The organism is Sphingomonas pollutisoli, assembly GCF_029167165.1.
GTDB classification, from domain to species: domain Bacteria; phylum Pseudomonadota; class Alphaproteobacteria; order Sphingomonadales; family Sphingomonadaceae; genus Sphingomonas; species Sphingomonas pollutisoli.
The window spans coordinates 327,910-343,669 of the sequence record NZ_JARFNJ010000005.1 but is presented as its reverse complement, the minus strand read 5'-3'; the positions used below and the strand labels follow the sequence as shown (position 1 = coordinate 343,669).

General features: G+C 66.4%; 14 protein-coding genes, 1 tRNA gene and 1 pseudogene. 9 read left to right on the top strand and 7 right to left on the bottom strand.

Annotated features, from left to right (window positions below; genetic code table 11):
• Positions 1-66: 66 nt before the first annotated feature.
• Positions 67-1,314: an MFS transporter gene (locus tag PX554_RS13455; RefSeq protein WP_275502490.1), complete on the bottom strand. Its 1,248-nt coding sequence runs from the start codon at positions 1,312-1,314 to the stop codon at positions 67-69.
• Complete coding sequence (locus tag PX554_RS13450; RefSeq protein WP_275502488.1) at positions 1,314-2,330, bottom strand: LacI family DNA-binding transcriptional regulator; 1,017 nt, start codon at positions 2,328-2,330, stop codon at positions 1,314-1,316. The genes PX554_RS13455 and PX554_RS13450 overlap by 1 nt, the downstream gene beginning before the upstream one ends.
• Positions 2,331-2,698: 368 nt before the next feature.
• Between PX554_RS13450 and PX554_RS13445 the strand changes: the two genes are divergently transcribed.
• The 4 genes from PX554_RS13445 to PX554_RS13430 all read left to right on the top strand — a co-directional run bounded on the left by PX554_RS13445 (position 2,699) and on the right by PX554_RS13430 (position 9,223).
• On the top strand, positions 2,699-5,893 hold the full coding sequence (locus PX554_RS13445; protein ID WP_275502485.1) for a TonB-dependent receptor: 3,195 nt from the start codon (positions 2,699-2,701) through the stop codon (positions 5,891-5,893).
• Positions 5,894-5,977: 84 nt separating this feature from the next.
• Positions 5,978-6,730, top strand: a complete 753-nt coding sequence (locus PX554_RS13440; RefSeq protein ID WP_093222502.1) for a SapC family protein — start codon at positions 5,978-5,980, stop codon at positions 6,728-6,730.
• Positions 6,727-7,725 (top strand): cupin-like domain-containing protein, encoded by a 999-nt coding sequence (locus PX554_RS13435; protein WP_275502482.1) that lies wholly within the window; start codon positions 6,727-6,729, stop codon positions 7,723-7,725. The genes PX554_RS13440 and PX554_RS13435 overlap by 4 nt, the downstream gene beginning before the upstream one ends.
• Before the next feature lie 13 nt (positions 7,726-7,738).
• A complete protein-coding gene (locus PX554_RS13430) occupies positions 7,739-9,223 on the top strand; it encodes a tryptophan halogenase family protein (protein WP_275502481.1) in 1,485 nt (494 codons plus the stop codon).
• A gap of 308 nt (positions 9,224-9,531) precedes the next feature.
• Here PX554_RS13430 and nusG read toward each other — a convergent pair whose 3' ends face one another.
• From nusG to PX554_RS13410, 4 genes are all read right to left on the bottom strand, one after another.
• Positions 9,532-10,068: a transcription termination/antitermination protein NusG gene (gene nusG / locus PX554_RS13425; protein ID WP_093222495.1), complete on the bottom strand. Its 537-nt coding sequence runs from the start codon at positions 10,066-10,068 to the stop codon at positions 9,532-9,534.
• Positions 10,069-10,082: 14 nt separating this feature from the next.
• Positions 10,083-10,280 carry a preprotein translocase subunit SecE gene (secE, locus tag PX554_RS13420; protein ID WP_069205091.1) on the bottom strand — a complete coding sequence of 66 codons (198 nt, stop codon included), beginning with the start codon at positions 10,278-10,280 and terminating at the stop codon, positions 10,083-10,085.
• A gap of 149 nt (positions 10,281-10,429) precedes the next feature.
• A tRNA-Trp gene (locus PX554_RS13415) sits at positions 10,430-10,506 on the bottom strand.
• 37 nt (positions 10,507-10,543) lie between these two features.
• Positions 10,544-12,310: a fatty acyl-AMP ligase gene (locus PX554_RS13410; RefSeq protein ID WP_275502478.1), complete on the bottom strand. Its 1,767-nt coding sequence runs from the start codon at positions 12,308-12,310 to the stop codon at positions 10,544-10,546.
• A 115-nt stretch (positions 12,311-12,425) separates the two neighbouring features.
• Here PX554_RS13410 and PX554_RS13405 point away from each other — a divergent pair, with 115 nt between their 5' ends.
• From PX554_RS13405 to PX554_RS26615, 5 genes and pseudogenes are all read left to right on the top strand, one after another.
• Positions 12,426-12,965, top strand: a complete 540-nt coding sequence (locus PX554_RS13405; protein ID WP_275502476.1) for a RecX family transcriptional regulator — start codon at positions 12,426-12,428, stop codon at positions 12,963-12,965.
• 54 nt (positions 12,966-13,019) lie between these two features.
• The gene (locus PX554_RS13400; protein ID WP_275502474.1) at positions 13,020-13,601 is read left to right on the top strand and encodes a cold-shock protein; all 582 of its coding nucleotides are present in this window, start codon (positions 13,020-13,022) and stop codon (positions 13,599-13,601) included.
• Positions 13,602-13,626: 25 nt separating this feature from the next.
• Entirely contained in the window at positions 13,627-14,118 is a 492-nt protein-coding gene (locus tag PX554_RS13395; protein WP_420833451.1) for a DUF192 domain-containing protein, read from the top strand.
• 42 nt (positions 14,119-14,160) lie between these two features.
• A complete protein-coding gene (locus PX554_RS13390) occupies positions 14,161-14,553 on the top strand; it encodes an NADH:ubiquinone oxidoreductase subunit NDUFA12 (RefSeq protein ID WP_093222481.1) in 393 nt (130 codons plus the stop codon).
• 194 nt (positions 14,554-14,747) lie between these two features.
• Positions 14,748-14,981: pseudogene (locus PX554_RS26615) on the top strand (DUF2155 domain-containing protein); the annotation flags it as partial.
• Between the two features lie 35 nt (positions 14,982-15,016).
• On the opposite strand, the gene aat reads toward PX554_RS26615, so the two are convergent.
• Positions 15,017-15,757, bottom strand: a complete 741-nt coding sequence (aat, locus tag PX554_RS13380) for a leucyl/phenylalanyl-tRNA--protein transferase (RefSeq protein WP_275502466.1) — start codon at positions 15,755-15,757, stop codon at positions 15,017-15,019.
• Positions 15,758-15,760: the final 3 nt, after the last annotated feature.

The window sequence follows — 15,760 nt, the reverse complement described above, 5'->3', positions numbered from 1 at the left end:
CGCTCAGGCGGCCACCGGCATCCCCATTATCGACGGCGCGTTCCTGACAACGTTGACATGGCCGTGTCAAGGGGCAAGCGAAGGCCGCATCTTTTCGATCGGGCGGTAGAAAAACGCGCACAGCACCGCGAGCAGCGCCGCGATGGCGATGCCGCCGAGACTCGGTAGGGCCGGAAATACCAGTGCCAGTGCAAGCGCTTGGGTGGAAAGCGCCTGTGCCAGCTTGCGCGCGATCGTGGCCGCCGCATAGACCCGCCCCGCATAGCCGACGACCGCCGCGTCCTGTTCGCACGCGCTGACGGTCGCGGGAACCAGCGACCAGAACATCACCGACAGTCCTTGCCCGGCGACGATCGCACCGGTCACGCTGACCAGCGCCATCACGACTCCGCCACCGAAGCATCCAAACAACGCCGCGCCCAGCATCAGCACGGCGGCGTAGCGCAACGTCGCGCCCTGGCCGATTCGCGTGGCGAGATGGGTCCAAAGCGGTGTGGTCACCAGCAGCGACAATGCCGGCAGCAGCGCGGCATAATAGCCCCAGCGCCGCGCGCCGAGCCGATCGAACACGAACAGCAGCGAAACGTTGAGCAGTGACACCGCCAGCCCGACCGCCAGGATCGTCGCGATCAGGCGCCGCAACGCCGATGACCGTGCCAGCAATCCGAACATCGCCAGGAGTGCGCGATCAGAGCGAAGCGCGGCGGCGGCAGGCTTGATCCGTTCGCGCGTGCCGAACGCGGTGAGGAAGAAGGTCGGTGCCGCGATCCCCGCGAGGACCGGCGCCCCGAGTGAGAAACCGCCGCCCGCATCGCCCGCGGGCAGCACGGCATAGACCAGCGCCGCGACGAGACCGCCGAGCGCGGCAGCCTGCATCCGCGCGCCGGTCAGCCGCAGGTGATCCTGGGGATCGGCGGAAATCCGCGCCGTCAGCGCCCCATAAGGGATGTTGCCGATGCCATAGGCGCAGCGCAGCGCGAGATAGGTGGCGAGCGCATAATAGGGCACATAGCCGCCGGTCACCGGCGGCGGCACCAAGGCGGCGCACAGGATCAGCACCGATAGCGGGCCTCCGATCGCGACCCACGCGCCCAGCCGCACGCGCGGCGCGAGCCGGTCGGCGGTGACGCCGACGAACACGTCCATCAGCCAGTCCGCCGCCGCGCCGGCGAGGAAGATCAGCGACGCGACCTCGGGCGCGATGCCGAGCTGGCGGACGTAATAGAACAGCAGGTAGAGTTCGATCGATTGCCAGACGGTGTTGAAACCGAAATCTCCAGCAGCGTAGGACCAGACTTCGCGCCGGCGAAGCATCACCCGAGCGATCGGGGCGGGGCGGCGGATTCGCGGATCAGCAGTTCGTGCGGATGCGTGATCCGTGCCGTGACGGCGCGGTCCTCGAGCTGGGCGATCAGCATCTCGGTCGCCGCGATCGCCATTTCGAACACCGGCTGGCGCACCGTCGTCAGGCGCGGCCAGGTGATGCGCGACACTTCCGAATCGTCGAAGCCGACGACCGAGAGATCGTCGGGTATCGACAGGCCGAATTCGCGCGCGGCCATCATCGCGCCGACCGCCATGTCGTCGTTTTGCGCGAGGATCGCGGTCGGCCGGTCACCGCGGCCGAAGATGTCGCGCGCGGCGGAGAGGCCGCTGTCGAAGGTGAACAGTCCGGGTTCGATCCGCTCGAGCCGCAGCTCGATTCCGGCCTTGTAGAAGGCTTGCATGTAGCCGAGCATCCGCGCCTCGGTCGATGCGTGGGTGGGATCGCCGCGGATGATGGCGATCTCGCGGTGGCCGAGGCCGATGATATACTCGGCGATCTCGCGCGCGGCGGCGACGTCGTCGATCAGGTTGCTCGGCGCCGCGTCGATCATCCGGGTCGGCGCGATCCGCGCGCACAGGATGCGCGCGTCCTTCAACTGGTTGAGGATGATCGGATTATCCGAGGCGGGCGGGGCGAGCACCACGCCGTCGAGCGCGGCCGAGCGCAGCATCCCGACGACCTCGCCGGCGTGTTCCTGCACCGACCGGATCGGGATCACCACGAGCTGATAGCGTTCGCCCGTCAACCGATCGAGCACGCCGCGCTGCAGCTCGACGACATAGCTGGGGCTGGGGTTTTCGTAGATCAGCCCGATCATGTTCGATTTGCGCCGCACGAGCGCCTGCGCGAACACGTTGGGATGATAATCGAGCGCCTCGGCCGCCTCGCGAACGCGCTGCTTGACGGCCTGGCTGACATGCGGTTCCTCGTTGAGCACGCGCGAGACGGTCTTTGCGGAAACCCCGGCGAGGCGCCCAACATCGACGATCGTCGTTCGCTTCATGCTGCTGTCCTGTTTGGTTGAGGACGTGACGTAGCGGTAATGTCTCGCTTACGCCAGATATGCTGATAACGTTGACAGTTTCGTGGCAGCGCAACTTCGCCGTTTCGCATCCCGCGCCGGTTTGCCCACTATCGGGGCGGGGCCGCATACGCCGCGGGAAAAGTCCGAGTATTACGAGCATTTGCGCCGCCATCGGGTCGCCTGCCGGTTTTTCGACGCTACCCGTACCTGCGCGGTGGACACAGCAGAGCAACAATCGGCAGTTGACAACGTCGGACAATAGAGTAGCTCTGGCGGCGTCGATCCCGAACAGGGGGAATCGCAAGTGAAAGGCGGCCGGCAGGGCCGCGCCTTGGGAGAGGGGATTTATGAAAAGCCTGAGTCACGCGTCGGCACTCGCCTGGTCGGCCTCGGTCGTCGCGATCGCCACGGGACTGGCGCTGCCGCAAGCGGCGGCCGCACAAGATTCATCCGTTTCGGCGCAGCAGGGGACGCCGCAGGCCGATACCGCCGCCGCCACACCGGCGCGTGAGACCGGCGCCGCCGCCACCAACGGCGTGCCCGACACCGCCGCTGCCGACGACATCGTCGTGACCGGCGTGCGCGCCAGCCTCGAACGCTCGATCGCGATCAAGCGCAACTCCACCGGCATCGTCGATGCGATCTCGGCGGAAGACATCGGCAAGTTCCCCGACACCAACCTCGCGGAATCGCTCCAGCGCATCACCGGCGTGTCGATCGACCGTGTCAACGGGCAGGGTGCGCAGGTGACGGTGCGTGGCTTCGGGCCGAGCTTCAACCTCGTCACCCTCAATGGCCGCACGCTCGCCTCGTCCTATGCGCAAACCGTCGGCGGCGACGAGAGCGCCGACGGCACCGTCGGCGTGACGCGGTCGTTCGACTTCTCCAACCTCGCGTCGGAAGGCGTCAAGACGCTCGAAGTCTACAAGACCGGCCGCGCCGCCGTCCCGTCAGGCGGCATCGGCGCGACGATCAACGTCGTGACCCGCCGCCCGCTCGATTCGCGCGAAGCCGGCTTCAACGGGAGTGTGGGTGCCAAGCTCAACTATGACACCAGCGCGAGCGACTGCGTCGATTGCGGCTCGGTCGTCACGCCCGAATTCACCGGCCTCGCAAGCTGGTCCAATCCCGATCAGACCTTCGGCGTGTCGCTGTTCGGCAGCTATCAGGAGCGGCACTTCTCGACCGTGTCCGCCACGTCGAACGACTGGAACATCCGGACGTTCAAGGACTTCCTCGATCCCGCCAACGGCTTCGTCAACGCGGCGACCAAGATCAACAACGCGCCGACCGATCCGAACCATCTCGTCTCGGTGCCGAACGACAGCCGCTACCACTTCGCCGATGACAAATATCAGCGGCTGAACGGGCAGGCGATCATCCAGTTCAAGCCGACCGACGCACTCACCGTCACCGCCGACGCGCTGTACGCGCGCACCAAGCAGAAGGAGGTGCGTTCCGACGAAGCGAACTGGTTCAACCGTCCGTTCGACGTCGTGACCTTCGACAACAACCCGGCCGTCGCCACGACCACCTATCTCCATGAGACGATTTCCGGCGTGAAGGACGAGGACTGGGAGCAGCAATATCGCGCCCAGAAGAACACGCTCGAGGATTACGGCCTCAACCTGAAATGGGACGCCGCCAGCAACTTCACCGTCGCGATCGATGGCCATTACGGCAAGTCGTCGGTGCTGCCGGATGCCCCCAATGGCACCAGTTCCACTCTCGTCGGTCTCGGCGCCAACGTCATCACCGCGCATTCGGTCGATTACAGCGGGTCGATCCCGGTGCAGGACGAGGTCATCAACGATGCGCTGAAGGGCAACGGCAACGGCGTGCTCGACTCGGGCGACGTCGGCTCGTCGATTGGCCGCACCTACACCACCAGCCAGCGGCAGACGGTGAAGGAAGGGCGGATCGATTTCGGCTGGGATCTCGGTGAAGGCAGCCGGTTCGATTTCGGCGGCTTGTACCGCGATACCAAGACCAACCAGCAGCTCATCTCGACCCAGCAGACGCTCGGCAACTGGAGCGTCGATCACCCTGGCGACGTCAATCAGGTCGCGCCCGGCGTGCTCCAGCAGTTCTGCCTGCTGTGCAAGTTCAGCGCCTATGATCCCAAGGCGACCGGCGTTAATCTCATCGCGTTCCGCGGCAATCCGATCACGCTCTATGACAAGCTCTCCAGCTATTATGGCGGGCAGGGTAATACAGTCGGCTTCACCGCCCGCCAGAACAACACGGTCAAGGAAACGATCTTCTCCGGCTATGCGCAGGTTACGTGGAAGGGGCAGCTCGCCGGCCACGAAACCAGCCTCGTCGCCGGCGCGCGCTACGAACATACCAAGGAAGAGGCGGTCGGCATCCAGTACCTGCCGACCTCGATAAGCTGGGTTTCGGATAACGACTTCACGATCAACCTCTCGAACTCGCCATCGACGCTCACGGGTCACGGATCGTACGACAACATCCTGCCCTCATTCGACTTCCAGATAGAGTTGAAGCGAAACCTGATCGGTCGCTTCTCGGCGAGCCGTACGATCGCGCGGCCGAACTACGACAATCTGTTCACGTCTTATGCGATCTCCGCGCCACCCCGTCCGACTGCGCTTGGCGGCGTCGCCACCGCATCGACCGGCGACCCCAATCTCGCGCCGCTGATCTCCGACAACATCGATCTGTCGTTCGAATATTACTTCAAGCCCGACACCTATTTCTCGGTCGGCTTTTTCGACAAGCGCGTGCATAACTTCATCGGCACCGGCCAGTCGCAGGCGCCATTGTTCAGCGTGCGCGATCCGAGTTCGGGCGCGGCGGGCACGATCTCGGGCCAGGCCAAGACCGCGCTCACCAATCTCGGCGCGGACATCAGCGACGTCAACCTGTTCACCTATGCGGCGCTGATCCAGCGCGACGGTGCGGCAGCGGCGGCGACCGAGTTCGGGGCGCATTACGATCCCACAAAGAAGTCGGTCGACCAGGCGTTCATCAACACCGTGCTGTCGGCGGTCGATCTCAACGGCAACGCTGCGGACCCCTATTACGTCTTCACGCTGTCCAAGCCGATCAACAACAAGGATGCCGAGATCTACGGCTTCGAAATCGCCGGGCAATATTTCCTCGGCGAGACCGGCTTCGGCGTGTCGGGCAGCTTCACCTATGTGAAGGGCGACGTCGGCTTCAACAACGGTGGCGACCCGAGCATCGACCAGTTCGCGCTGACCGGTCTCAGCAACACCGCCAACGCCACGCTGATCTACGACAAGCACGGCATCTCGGCACGGCTGAGCTACAATTGGCGCGACAGCTTCCTGTCGGCGCTCAACCGCGACAGCTACAAGAACCCTGTCTACACCAAGCCGTACGGGCAGCTCGACGCGAACATCAGCTATGATCTCAACCAGCATATCGCGCTGTCGGTCGAAGGCATCAACCTGACCAATTCGAGCCTGCGCACCTACGGTCGATCGGAGACCAACCTGTGGTTCGCGCAGGAACTCAAGCGGCGCTTCCTGTTCGGCGCACGCTACCGGTTCTGAATAAGGGGGCGACGTCCGGGGTGCCCGCACCCCGGACGAAGCGCCGCATTGCCGGGTGCCTCGGCAAAGGCATATGAGTATTCCATGACGGGACCGGTTCTTCTCGACACCATCGCGCATGCCGATCTGCGTGTCGCGATCGGGTATGCGGCGCGGTTCGGCGACGCGGTCAACGAATGCGCGATCTTTCCGAACGAATTCGACGATCTCCAGCGCGAGTATCCGATCCTGTTCCGCAAGGATGCGGACGGCGCCTTCCAGGCGGTGGCACTGCTCGGGTTCGATCGCGACGAGAATCTGTTCCTCGACGAGTCCGGCTGGCAGGCGCGGCATGTGCCGGCGCTGCGCCAGCGCGGGCCGTTCCTGATCGGCATGGGACAGCGCGACCAGCAGCCGGAACCGATGATCTATGTCGATCTCGAATCCCCGCGCATAGGCGCGGCGGACGGGCAGGCGGTGTTCTTGCCGCATGGCGGGCGGGCGCCGTATCTGGACCATATCGTGCGGGTGCTGCAGGTCATCCACGATGGCGAGCGCCAGCGGGGCACCATGTTCGCCGCGTTCGCGCAAGCCGGCCTGATCGCGCCGATCGCGCTCGACATCGCGCTCGACGAGTCGACGCGCTACACGATACCCGACTGTTTCACGATCGCGACCGAGCAACTCGCGCGGCTCGACGGCGCCGCGCTATCCGCGCTCAACCGGAGCGGCTTTCTGCGCCAGGCCTTTCTCGTCGCATCCTCGCTCGGGAACGTCGGCCGGCTGATCGACCTCAAGAACCGGCGTCGTCGCGCCGAGGCGGGTGAAGCGGTGCCCGTCACCCCGGTCGCCGCGTGACGGTCGCCGATCTCTCGGACGCCGTGCGCGATTTCGACGCGGCGGCGCTGGTCGCGGGCCAGCAGCCGGTGGTGCTGCGCGGCCTCGTCCGCGATTGGCCGCTGGTGCGCGCCGGCCGCACCGGCGCGCAGGCCGCCGCGGACTATCTCAAGCGTTTCTACCAGGGTGCGCCGGTGGTCGGCTATGCCGGGCCAGCGCGGATCGGTGGCCGATTTTTCTACGATGACGGCATGACCGCGATGAACTTCACCGCGACGCGGGTGAAGCTCGACGCCTGGCTCGATCGGCTGCTGAGCGACGCGGACGGCGATGCGCTCTATGTCGGCTCGACCGATCTCGACACTTATCTTCCGGGGTTGCGCGACGAGAACGATCTTCCCCAAGGCGCATTCGCCGGGGCGACGCCGCGGGTGAGCATCTGGATCGGAAATCGCACCACCGCCGCGACGCATTACGACATGTCCAACAACGTCGCCTGCTGCATCGCCGGGCGGCGGCGGTTCACCCTGTTCCCGCCCGAACAGGTCGAGACCCTGTATCCCGGCCCGCTCGAGCCGACGCCGGGCGGGCAGGCGGTCAGCATGGTCGATCTACGCGCGCCCGATCTCGCACGCTATCCACGCTTCGCCGAGGCGTTGCGCGTGGCGCAGGTGTTCGATCTGGAGCCCGGCGACGTGCTCGTCTATCCGGCCCTGTGGTGGCACAATGTCGAGGCGCTCGACGCCTTCAACATCCTCATCAACTATTGGTGGAACGCGGCGGCGCCGTTCCTCGACTCCCCGATGAACACATTGCTCCACGGCTTGCTCAGCCTGCGCGACCGACCGGAAAGCGAGAAGCAGGCGTGGCGCGCGCTGTTCGATTATTACGTGTTCGGCCCCGCCGACCGCGCGGGCGCGCATCTGCCCGAAGCGGCACGCGGGCCGCTCGCGCCGCTGGACGCGCTCGGCGCGCGCCGGTTGCGCGCGCAACTGCTCCAACGGCTCAACCGGTGAACGAGGGAAAGCGATGAACCACGCACAGACGATCCGGCGCGTCGTGATCGCCGGCGGGGGCACCGCCGGCTGGGTCGCGGCGGCGGCACTCTCCAAGCATCTCGGCGCGCTGCTCGATATCGTGCTGGTCGAATCCGACGAGATCGGCACGGTCGGCGTCGGCGAGGCGACGATCCCGACGATCCGCACCTTCCATCGTTTTCTCGAGCTCGACGAGCGCGACTTCATGCGCGCGACGCAGGCGACGTTCAAACTCGGCATCGCCTTCGAGAATTGGGCGCGGCGTGGCGACCGCTACGTCCACGGCTTCGGGCGGGTCGGCCAGTCGATCTGGATGGGCGACTTCCAACATATGTGGCTGCGCGGCCGTGAGGCCGGCATCGCCGACGATCTCGGCGCCTATTGCCTCGAACTCGCCGCCGCCGAGGCCGGCAAGTTCGCGACCTCGGACACGGGCAGGATCAACTACGCCTATCATTTCGACGCCTCGCTCTACGCGGGCTTCCTGCGCCGCTTCAGCGAGGCGCGGGGCGTCACCCGCCTCGAAGGCCGTATCGGCGGGGTACGGCGCAACGCCGATACCGGCGATATCGAGGCGCTCTACCTCGCCGACGGCCGCGAGGTGGCGGGCGATCTGTTCGTCGATTGCACCGGCTTTCGCGGCATGCTGATCGAGCAGACGCTCAAGACCGGCTATGAGGATTGGAGCCACTGGCTGCCCACCAACCGCGCGCTCGCGGTGCAGACCACGTCGGTCGCGCCGGCGGTGCCCTATACCCGCGCGATCGCGCATGATGCGGGCTGGCAATGGCAGATTCCCTTGCAGCATCGTGTCGGCAACGGGCTGGTCTATTGCAGCGAGTATCTTTCCGACGACGCGGCGGAGACGACGCTGCGCGCGCAAATCCGGGGCGAGCCGATCACCGAGCCGCGCCTGATCCGCTTCGTCACCGGGCGCCGCAAGCGCGTGTGGGACCATAATTGCGTCGCGCTCGGCCTCGCCAGCGGCTTCGTCGAGCCGCTCGAATCGACCAGCATCCACCTCATCATGATCGGCGTGACGCGGCTGATCCAGAGCTTCCCGTTCGGCGGGATCAAGCCGTCGCTGGTCAAACATTACAACGATCTCGCCCACGCCGAACTCGAACGCGTCCGCGATTTCATCATCCTGCATTATCACTTGAACCAACGCAGCGACGATCCCTTCTGGGAACGGTGCCGCACGATGGCGATCCCCGACACGCTCGCGCAGCGCATTGCCCTGTTCCGCGAGTCCGCCATGACCCCGCAGACGGCCGACGATCTGTTCCAGGCCGATAGCTGGCTACAGGTGATGCTCGGCCAGCGGCTGGAGCCGACCGGCTATCACCGCATGGGGCATATGCTGAGCGTAGAGCATCTGCGCCGTGCCTTCGCCGACGTGCGCGATGGCATTGCGGGCACCGTGGCGCGCATGCCGACCCATCACGAGTTTCTGGAGCAATATTGCGCCGCGTGAGGGGGAGGAGTGTGCGCCGGGGCGGCTGGGGGGGAAGTGGGATTGCCATCCTTCCCAGCGCTCAAAGAAACAGTCGATTTCAGCAAACTGTCGGCGCCGTTTGGGGGGGTAGGCGATAAGCGTCGTTCGCCTGTACGAATACGCCGCGCTTACGGGCCTGTCCCGCACTCCGGCCAGCAGGGCATAAAACCCCGCCGCGGCAAAGCCGCGTCGTCGGACGGGTTCGGCTGCGCCGACCCGCCGGCCGGTCGAGCGCCGTCTCGCGAGCAGCTTCGCTGCTCGCGTGCGGTCGCGCGTAAGGCTTCGCCTTACTTGCTGCGCTCGACCTGATCGAACTCCAGTTCCACCGGCGTGGCGCGGCCGAAGATCGACACCGACACCTTGACGCGGCTGCGGTCGAAATCGAGTTCCTCGACCAGACCGTTGAAGCTCGCGAACGGGCCGTCGAGCACCTTGACCGAATCGCCGATCTCGAAATCGACCTTGACCTTCGCCTTGGGCGCGGCGGCGGCTTCTTCCTTCGAATTGAGCATGCGCGCGGCCTCGGCCTCGCTGATCGGCTGGGGTTTGCCCATCGAGCCGAGGAAGCCGGTCACCTTGGGGGTGTTCTTGACGAGGTGGTACACGTCATCGTTCATGTTGAGCTTGGCGAGCACATAGCCGGGCATGAACTTGCGCTCGACCGCGATCTTCTTGCCACGCCGCGCCTCGGTAACGGTCTCGGTCGGCACTTCGATCTGCTCGACGAGCTGGTCGAGGCCCATGCGGGTCGCCTCGGCCATGATCGAATCGCGAACCTTGCCCTCGAAACCCGAATAGGCGTGAATGATGTACCAGCGTGCCATGTGTCGTCCCGTAATCAGTTCGCGAGGGTGAGCAGATATTTGACGATCAGTTCGAAGATCGTGTCCACCCCGAAGAAGAACACCGCCAGCAGCGTCGTCATGATCATCACCATCACGCCGGTCATGATCGTTTCGCGCCGGGTCGGCCAAACCACCTTGGCGGTTTCCGCGCGCACCTGCCGGTAGAATTCGATCGGGGTCGTCTTCGCCACTGTCTGTACTCGCTTTGGTTGGCGCCGGAACCGGGGACATGGGTCCGCCGCCCGGTCCCGCCAAGGGGCCGACGACGAATGTTCCCGATTTCGGAATGGAAAAACGTTACCGCCGGCGATCCGGAAAATCAAGCGTGGCGATAAGGAAGTGGCAGGGGAGCTCGGACTCGAACCGAGGGCCTTCGGTTTTGGAGACCGACGCTCTAACCAACTGAGCTACACCCCTGTGCGGAGGCGGTCTTTAGCGCCGCCTCCACGGTACTTCAAGCGGCGATATCGTAAGGCTTGATCTCGCCGTTGAGATACAGGTTGCGCGCCTTGGCGCGGCTGAGCTTGCCCGAGGAGGTGCGCGGCAGCGTGCGCGGCGGGATCAGCTCGATCACGCAGTTCATGCCGGTGACGGAGCGGACCCGCTCGCGGATCTCGTCGCGCAGGCGCACGCGCTCGGCATCGTCCGAACTGCGGCACTGGACGAGCACGGCGGGGGTCTCCTCGCCGCCGGGCGTCGTGATCGCGAAGGCGGCGATGTCGCCGGCCTTGAAGCCGGGCAGTTGCTCGACCGCCCATTCGATATCCTGCGGCCAATGGTTGCGACCGTTGACGATGATCATGTCCTTGGCGCGGCCGACGATGTAGATGTAGCCGTCCGACAGATAGCCCATGTCGCCGGTGTCGAGCCAGCCGTCGATCAGGCAGGCGTCGGTCGCCTCGGCGTCGCGGAAATAGCCGACCATCACCGACGGGCCGGAACACCACACCTTGCCGATCGCGCGTTCGGGCAGGGGGGTACCGTCTTCCTCGCGGATCTCGACCTTCATGTCGCGCACCGGCTTGCCGCAATTGACGATCGCGCGGTAGCGCTGCGGCCGGTCCTGTCCGGCGGCGACGCCGGAGAGCTGGGTCTCCTCGACGAGTTCGACGCGGATGCCCTCGCCCGGCGGCATGATCGACACCGCGAGCGTCGCTTCGGCGAGGCCGTAGCTCGGCAGGAACGCGCTCGCCTTGAAGCCGGCGTCTGCGAAGGCGTCGACGAAGCCCTGCATCACGTCTGGGCGGATCATGTCGGCGCCGTTGCCCGCCAGCCGCCAGCGCGACAGATCGAATCGCTCGCCGGCGCGGGTCTGGCTGGAGATGCGCCGCGCGCAGATGTCATAGCCGAACGTCGGCGAATAGCTGATCGAGGTGCCGGGATTGCGCGAGATCATGTCGAGCCAGGCGAGCGGCCGCCGTGCGAAATCCTCGGTCTTGAGATAATCGCACGAGACCTGATTGGCGATCGGCGACAGGAAGCAGCCGACCAGCCCCATGTCGTGGTACCAGGGCAGCCACGAAATGCAGCGGTCCTGCATTTCGAGCTGCATGCCGTGCGCATGCGCGGCAAGGTTGTTGAGCAGCGCGCGGTGGGTGATGGCGACGCCGTGCGGGAAGCGCGTCGAGCCGCTCGAATATTGCAGATAGGCGATGTCGTCGGACGCGGCCGGCGGCAGCGGCGCGTCGGGGGCGGGACGCGCGGCGAACTCGCTCCAGTCGACGCCGTCCACATTCACGAGCCGCGCGGCTTCGCCTGCCATCTGCGCGAGTTCGGGCGGATAGACCAGCATCTTGGGGTCGCAGCTCGCAAGCTGGACACGGAGCTGCTCGATATAGGATTCGCGCCCGCCGAACGAGGTCGGCAGCGGCAGCGGCACCGGCCATGCACCGGCATAGACCACGCCGAAGAACAAGGCGGCGAATTCAGGCCCGGTTTCCGCGACCAGCGCGATCCGGTCCTGTGGCGACACGCCGGCCGCGATCAGCCGCCGCGCGGTCGCCAGTGCGTCCGCGCGCAGTTCGGCGAAAGTATAAGGAAGGACCAGATTGCCGCGCGCATCGTGGAAGTTCAATCCGCGCACGCCGCTCGCCGCATAGTCGAGTGCATCGCCCAGCGTGTCGAAATCGGCGAAGCGCCGCGTCAGCGCATCTTCGGTCGGGGTGGCGGCCGGCGCCGGGTTTTCCAGCGCGTCGCCTGATCCCGCAAGTGTCGTCGTCATTATCGTCTGCGCCCTTGGTTGCGGATTTAATCCATCTCCGCCGCGATTTAAGCGAGCACCCCTGCTTACGCCAAGCGTTCAAAATCGGGTTCGACTGTGGCACAATGATGGCGCAATGTCTCGTGCCACCCCCGAGGAGCGTCGCCGCGGCGCGCCGCCGCTCGATGCCGCCGGGCTGGAACGGCTCGCGTTGCGCTATGTCGAGCGCTTCGCGACCACGCGAGGGCGCCTCTCCGCCTATCTGACGCGCAAGATCCGCGAGCGCGGGTGGGTGGGCGATCCGGCCGATCCGGCGGGGCTGGCCGAGCATCTCGCCGGGCTTGGCTATATCGACGATCGAGCGTTCGGCGAGGCGCGGGCGGCGGCGATGTTGCGCCGTGGCCTCGGGCGTCGCCGCGTCGCGGGGGCGCTGCGCGCGGCGGGGATCGACGGAGAGGATGCCGACGCGATCGCGCCGAAGGTCGCGGCCGGGGCGACAGCGGCGGCGTTCGCCTTTGCCCGGCGGCGCCGGATCGGTCCGTTCGCGGCCGAGCCCGCCGACCGGGCGGTGCGCGAAAAGCAGATCGCGGCGATGATTCGCGCCGGCCACGACATCGATATTGCGCGAAAAATCGCAAAAATGGCGCCCGAAGAAGGTCTAGAGGCAGCGGACTGATCTTTTTTAACCTGAATTCGCATGCTATTCTCATTCTCCGGGGGATTGTTAGTCATGCGTAACGAAATTGTTTCTGCCGCTGACGAAAGCGGCTGGTCGGATGCGGACCGAGGTACGGGAGACCCACAGGGGCGCCCCTATTCCGGCGTGGTGAAATGGTTCGACGTGACGCGCGGCTTCGGCTTCATGGTCGCGGATGATCCCGCCGCTGGCGATATCCTGATCCACTTTTCGGTGCTGCGGCTGCACGGCCGTCGCAGTCTGCCGGAAGGCGCGCGGATCGAGTGTCTGGCGGCGCCGCGTGATCGGGGGCTGCAAGCTACCGAAATCCTGACGATCGACCTCACCAACGCGGTCGAGCCGCCGGCGCGGGTGCGCGCGACCGGCGACCGGGTCGATCCGATCGCCCTGGTCGCTTCGGCGGGTCCGTTCGAGCCGGTGACGGTGAAATGGTTCAACCGGCTGAAGGGCTATGGTTTCCTCGTACGGGCGAGCGACAGCGCCGACGTGTTCGTCCATATGGAGACGCTGCGCCGGGCCGGGCTGGCCGAGGTCGAACCCGAACAGGCGCTCAGCGCGCGCATCGTCGATGGCGCCAAGGGGCCGCTCGCGGTGCTGGTCCAGGCGGCCGAATAGCCCGCGCGTGACGTCATGGCCCCGCATGATCGCCGGCTTGCTGGTGGCGGCGAGCTTGCCGTTGGCGAGCTGCGCGCGCGGTGATCCCGCGGCGGACGGCGCCACGCCGGCCAAGGTCGCGGTCACCATCTCGGGCGCGGGCGGACGCCACGTCTTCACGGTCGAACAGGCCAAGACCGCAGCGGCGCAGGAACAGGGGCTGATGTTCCGCACCGACATTCCGGCGGACGGCGGAATGCTCTTCTATCCGTATCCGCCCGACGGCGCCGCGCCGCGCACCGCCACCTTCTGGATGAAGAACACGCCAAGTCCGCTCGACATCGTCTTCATCCGGGCGGACGGCACGATCGCGCGCATCGCCGAACAGTCGCCGCCGTTTTCGCAGGCGCCGATCCCCTCGGGCGAGCCGGTCGCGGCGGTGCTGGAGCTTCGCGGCGGGCGTGCGCTCGATCTCGATATCAGCGCGGGCGACACGGTGCGCTGGAATGGTGGGCCGGACGGCGTCACCAAGCGCTGAATCGCGGTTGAAGGCGGCCGCGCCACAGGCTAAGCGGCGCATATGGGACTGAACCTCAATCCGTTTACGTGGTGGACCGGCGCCACCCTCGGCACCATCATCGGACTGCGCGGCAAGGCGCGGGTCGGCGAGGATGCGCTAGGCAACGTTTATTACGAGGGCGGCAAGGATACCGCGGGCAATCCGCGCCGCTGGGTGATCTACAACGGCTCGAACGACGCGAGCCGCATCGCGCCCGAATGGTTCAGTTGGCTCCACCATCAGGTCGATGACGTTCCCGAACGTGCTCTGCCCGCGCCGCGCGCGTGGCAGAAGTCGGCCGTCGCCAACATGACCGGCACCGCGCTCGCCTATCGTCCGCCCGGCGCGCTCGAAAAGGGCGGCCATCGCGCGGCGGCGACCGGCGATTACGAAGCCTGGACCCCGGACGCGTGACCGTGCGGCTGCTGGGCGGGGTGGCGCTCGTCGCGCTGCTCGCCTGCGGCGGCTGCGATAAGGACCAGCCTTCGGAGACGGCCACCACCGGGAAGACCGCCCCACGCACCGCGCTCGATGAGCAAAGCGGTCCGTCCGACATCGTCACGGTCGATGTCGATCGCGACAGCGATCCGTCCGCCGGCGCGACGCCGATGGCGCAGCGCGTCGCCGTGCTCGGCGTGCTCAACAAGCGCAACGGCGCGACCCGCGAGGTCACGCTCAAGCCCGGCCAGGCGGCGCGCGTCGGCGATGCGGTGATCCACCTGCGCGCGTGTGAGCAGACCGCGCCGTGGGAGCCGGATCATTATACCGGCGCGTTCGTCCAGCTCGACGTGAAGCAGTACGACGCGAAGTGGCACCGCGTCTTTTCGGGCTGGCTCTACAAGGAACGCCCGTCGCTCAACGTCGTCCTCAACCCGATCTACGACGTCTGGCCCAAGAGCTGCGCGATGACCTTCCCGGCCGGTGGCCCCGATACGGTCGCGATCGGCAATGACTCGGGCGAGGGACGGTCCAGCGCGAAGAAATCGGCGCCGGCCGAAGGCGACAGCGCTCCGCCCCCCGCGCCGACCGAGCCGTCCAACGCGGACGACAGCAACGCGAGGTAACGCGCGCGCGGCACCTCGATCGCGCCGAGCGAGGCGAGGTGTTCGGTCATGAACTGGCAGTCGAGCAACGTGAAGCCGCCGAGGCGCAGCCGCGCCACCAGCCATGCGATCGCCACTTTGGAGGCATCGCGCGCGCGGCTGACCATGCTCTCGCCGAAGAACGCGCGGCCGAGCGCGAGGCCGTAGAGGCCGCCGACCAGCGTCGGCCCGTCCCACACCTCGATCGAATGCGCGAAGCCCATCGCGTGCAACTCGCAGAACACGCGCTCGATCTGTCCGTTGATCCAGGTGTCGGGCCGGTTGGCGACGCTCTGCGCGCACAAGGCGATCATCTGCGGGAAGGCGAGGTCGGCGGTGACGCGGTAGCGGTCGCTCGCGACCGTCTTCCGCAGCGAATGCGAGAGGTGGAAGCCGTCGAGCGGCAGGATCGCGCGCTGGCGCGGCTCGACCCAGTAGACGCTGTCGGCGTCGCGCGAATCGGCCATCGGAAACACGCCGACCGAATAGGCGCCGAGCACGAGTTGCGGATCAAGCTGCGGTGTGCCGGTCGACATGTC

Excerpts from the sequence above, each read along its gene's own strand:
- PX554_RS13455 (WP_275502490.1), bottom strand. The coding sequence starts at position 1,314 with ATGCTTCGCCGGCGCGAAGTCTGGTCCTACGCTGCTGGAGATTTCGGT.
- PX554_RS13450 (WP_275502488.1), bottom strand. The coding sequence starts at position 2,330 with ATGAAGCGAACGACGATCGTCGATGTTGGGCGCCTCGCCGGGGTTTCC.
- PX554_RS13445 (WP_275502485.1), top strand. The coding sequence starts at position 2,699 with ATGAAAAGCCTGAGTCACGCGTCGGCACTCGCCTGGTCGGCCTCGGTC.
- PX554_RS13440 (WP_093222502.1), top strand. The coding sequence starts at position 5,978 with ATGACGGGACCGGTTCTTCTCGACACCATCGCGCATGCCGATCTGCGT.
- PX554_RS13430 (WP_275502481.1), top strand. The coding sequence starts at position 7,739 with ATGAACCACGCACAGACGATCCGGCGCGTCGTGATCGCCGGCGGGGGC.
- nusG (WP_093222495.1), bottom strand. The coding sequence starts at position 10,068 with ATGGCACGCTGGTACATCATTCACGCCTATTCGGGTTTCGAGGGCAAG.
- PX554_RS13410 (WP_275502478.1), bottom strand. The coding sequence starts at position 12,310 with ATGACGACGACACTTGCGGGATCAGGCGACGCGCTGGAAAACCCGGCG.
- PX554_RS13405 (WP_275502476.1), top strand. The coding sequence starts at position 12,426 with ATGTCTCGTGCCACCCCCGAGGAGCGTCGCCGCGGCGCGCCGCCGCTC.
- PX554_RS13400 (WP_275502474.1), top strand. The coding sequence starts at position 13,020 with ATGCGTAACGAAATTGTTTCTGCCGCTGACGAAAGCGGCTGGTCGGAT.
- PX554_RS13395 (WP_420833451.1), top strand. The coding sequence starts at position 13,627 with ATGATCGCCGGCTTGCTGGTGGCGGCGAGCTTGCCGTTGGCGAGCTGC.
- PX554_RS13390 (WP_093222481.1), top strand. The coding sequence starts at position 14,161 with ATGGGACTGAACCTCAATCCGTTTACGTGGTGGACCGGCGCCACCCTC.
- aat (WP_275502466.1), bottom strand. The coding sequence starts at position 15,757 with ATGTCGACCGGCACACCGCAGCTTGATCCGCAACTCGTGCTCGGCGCC.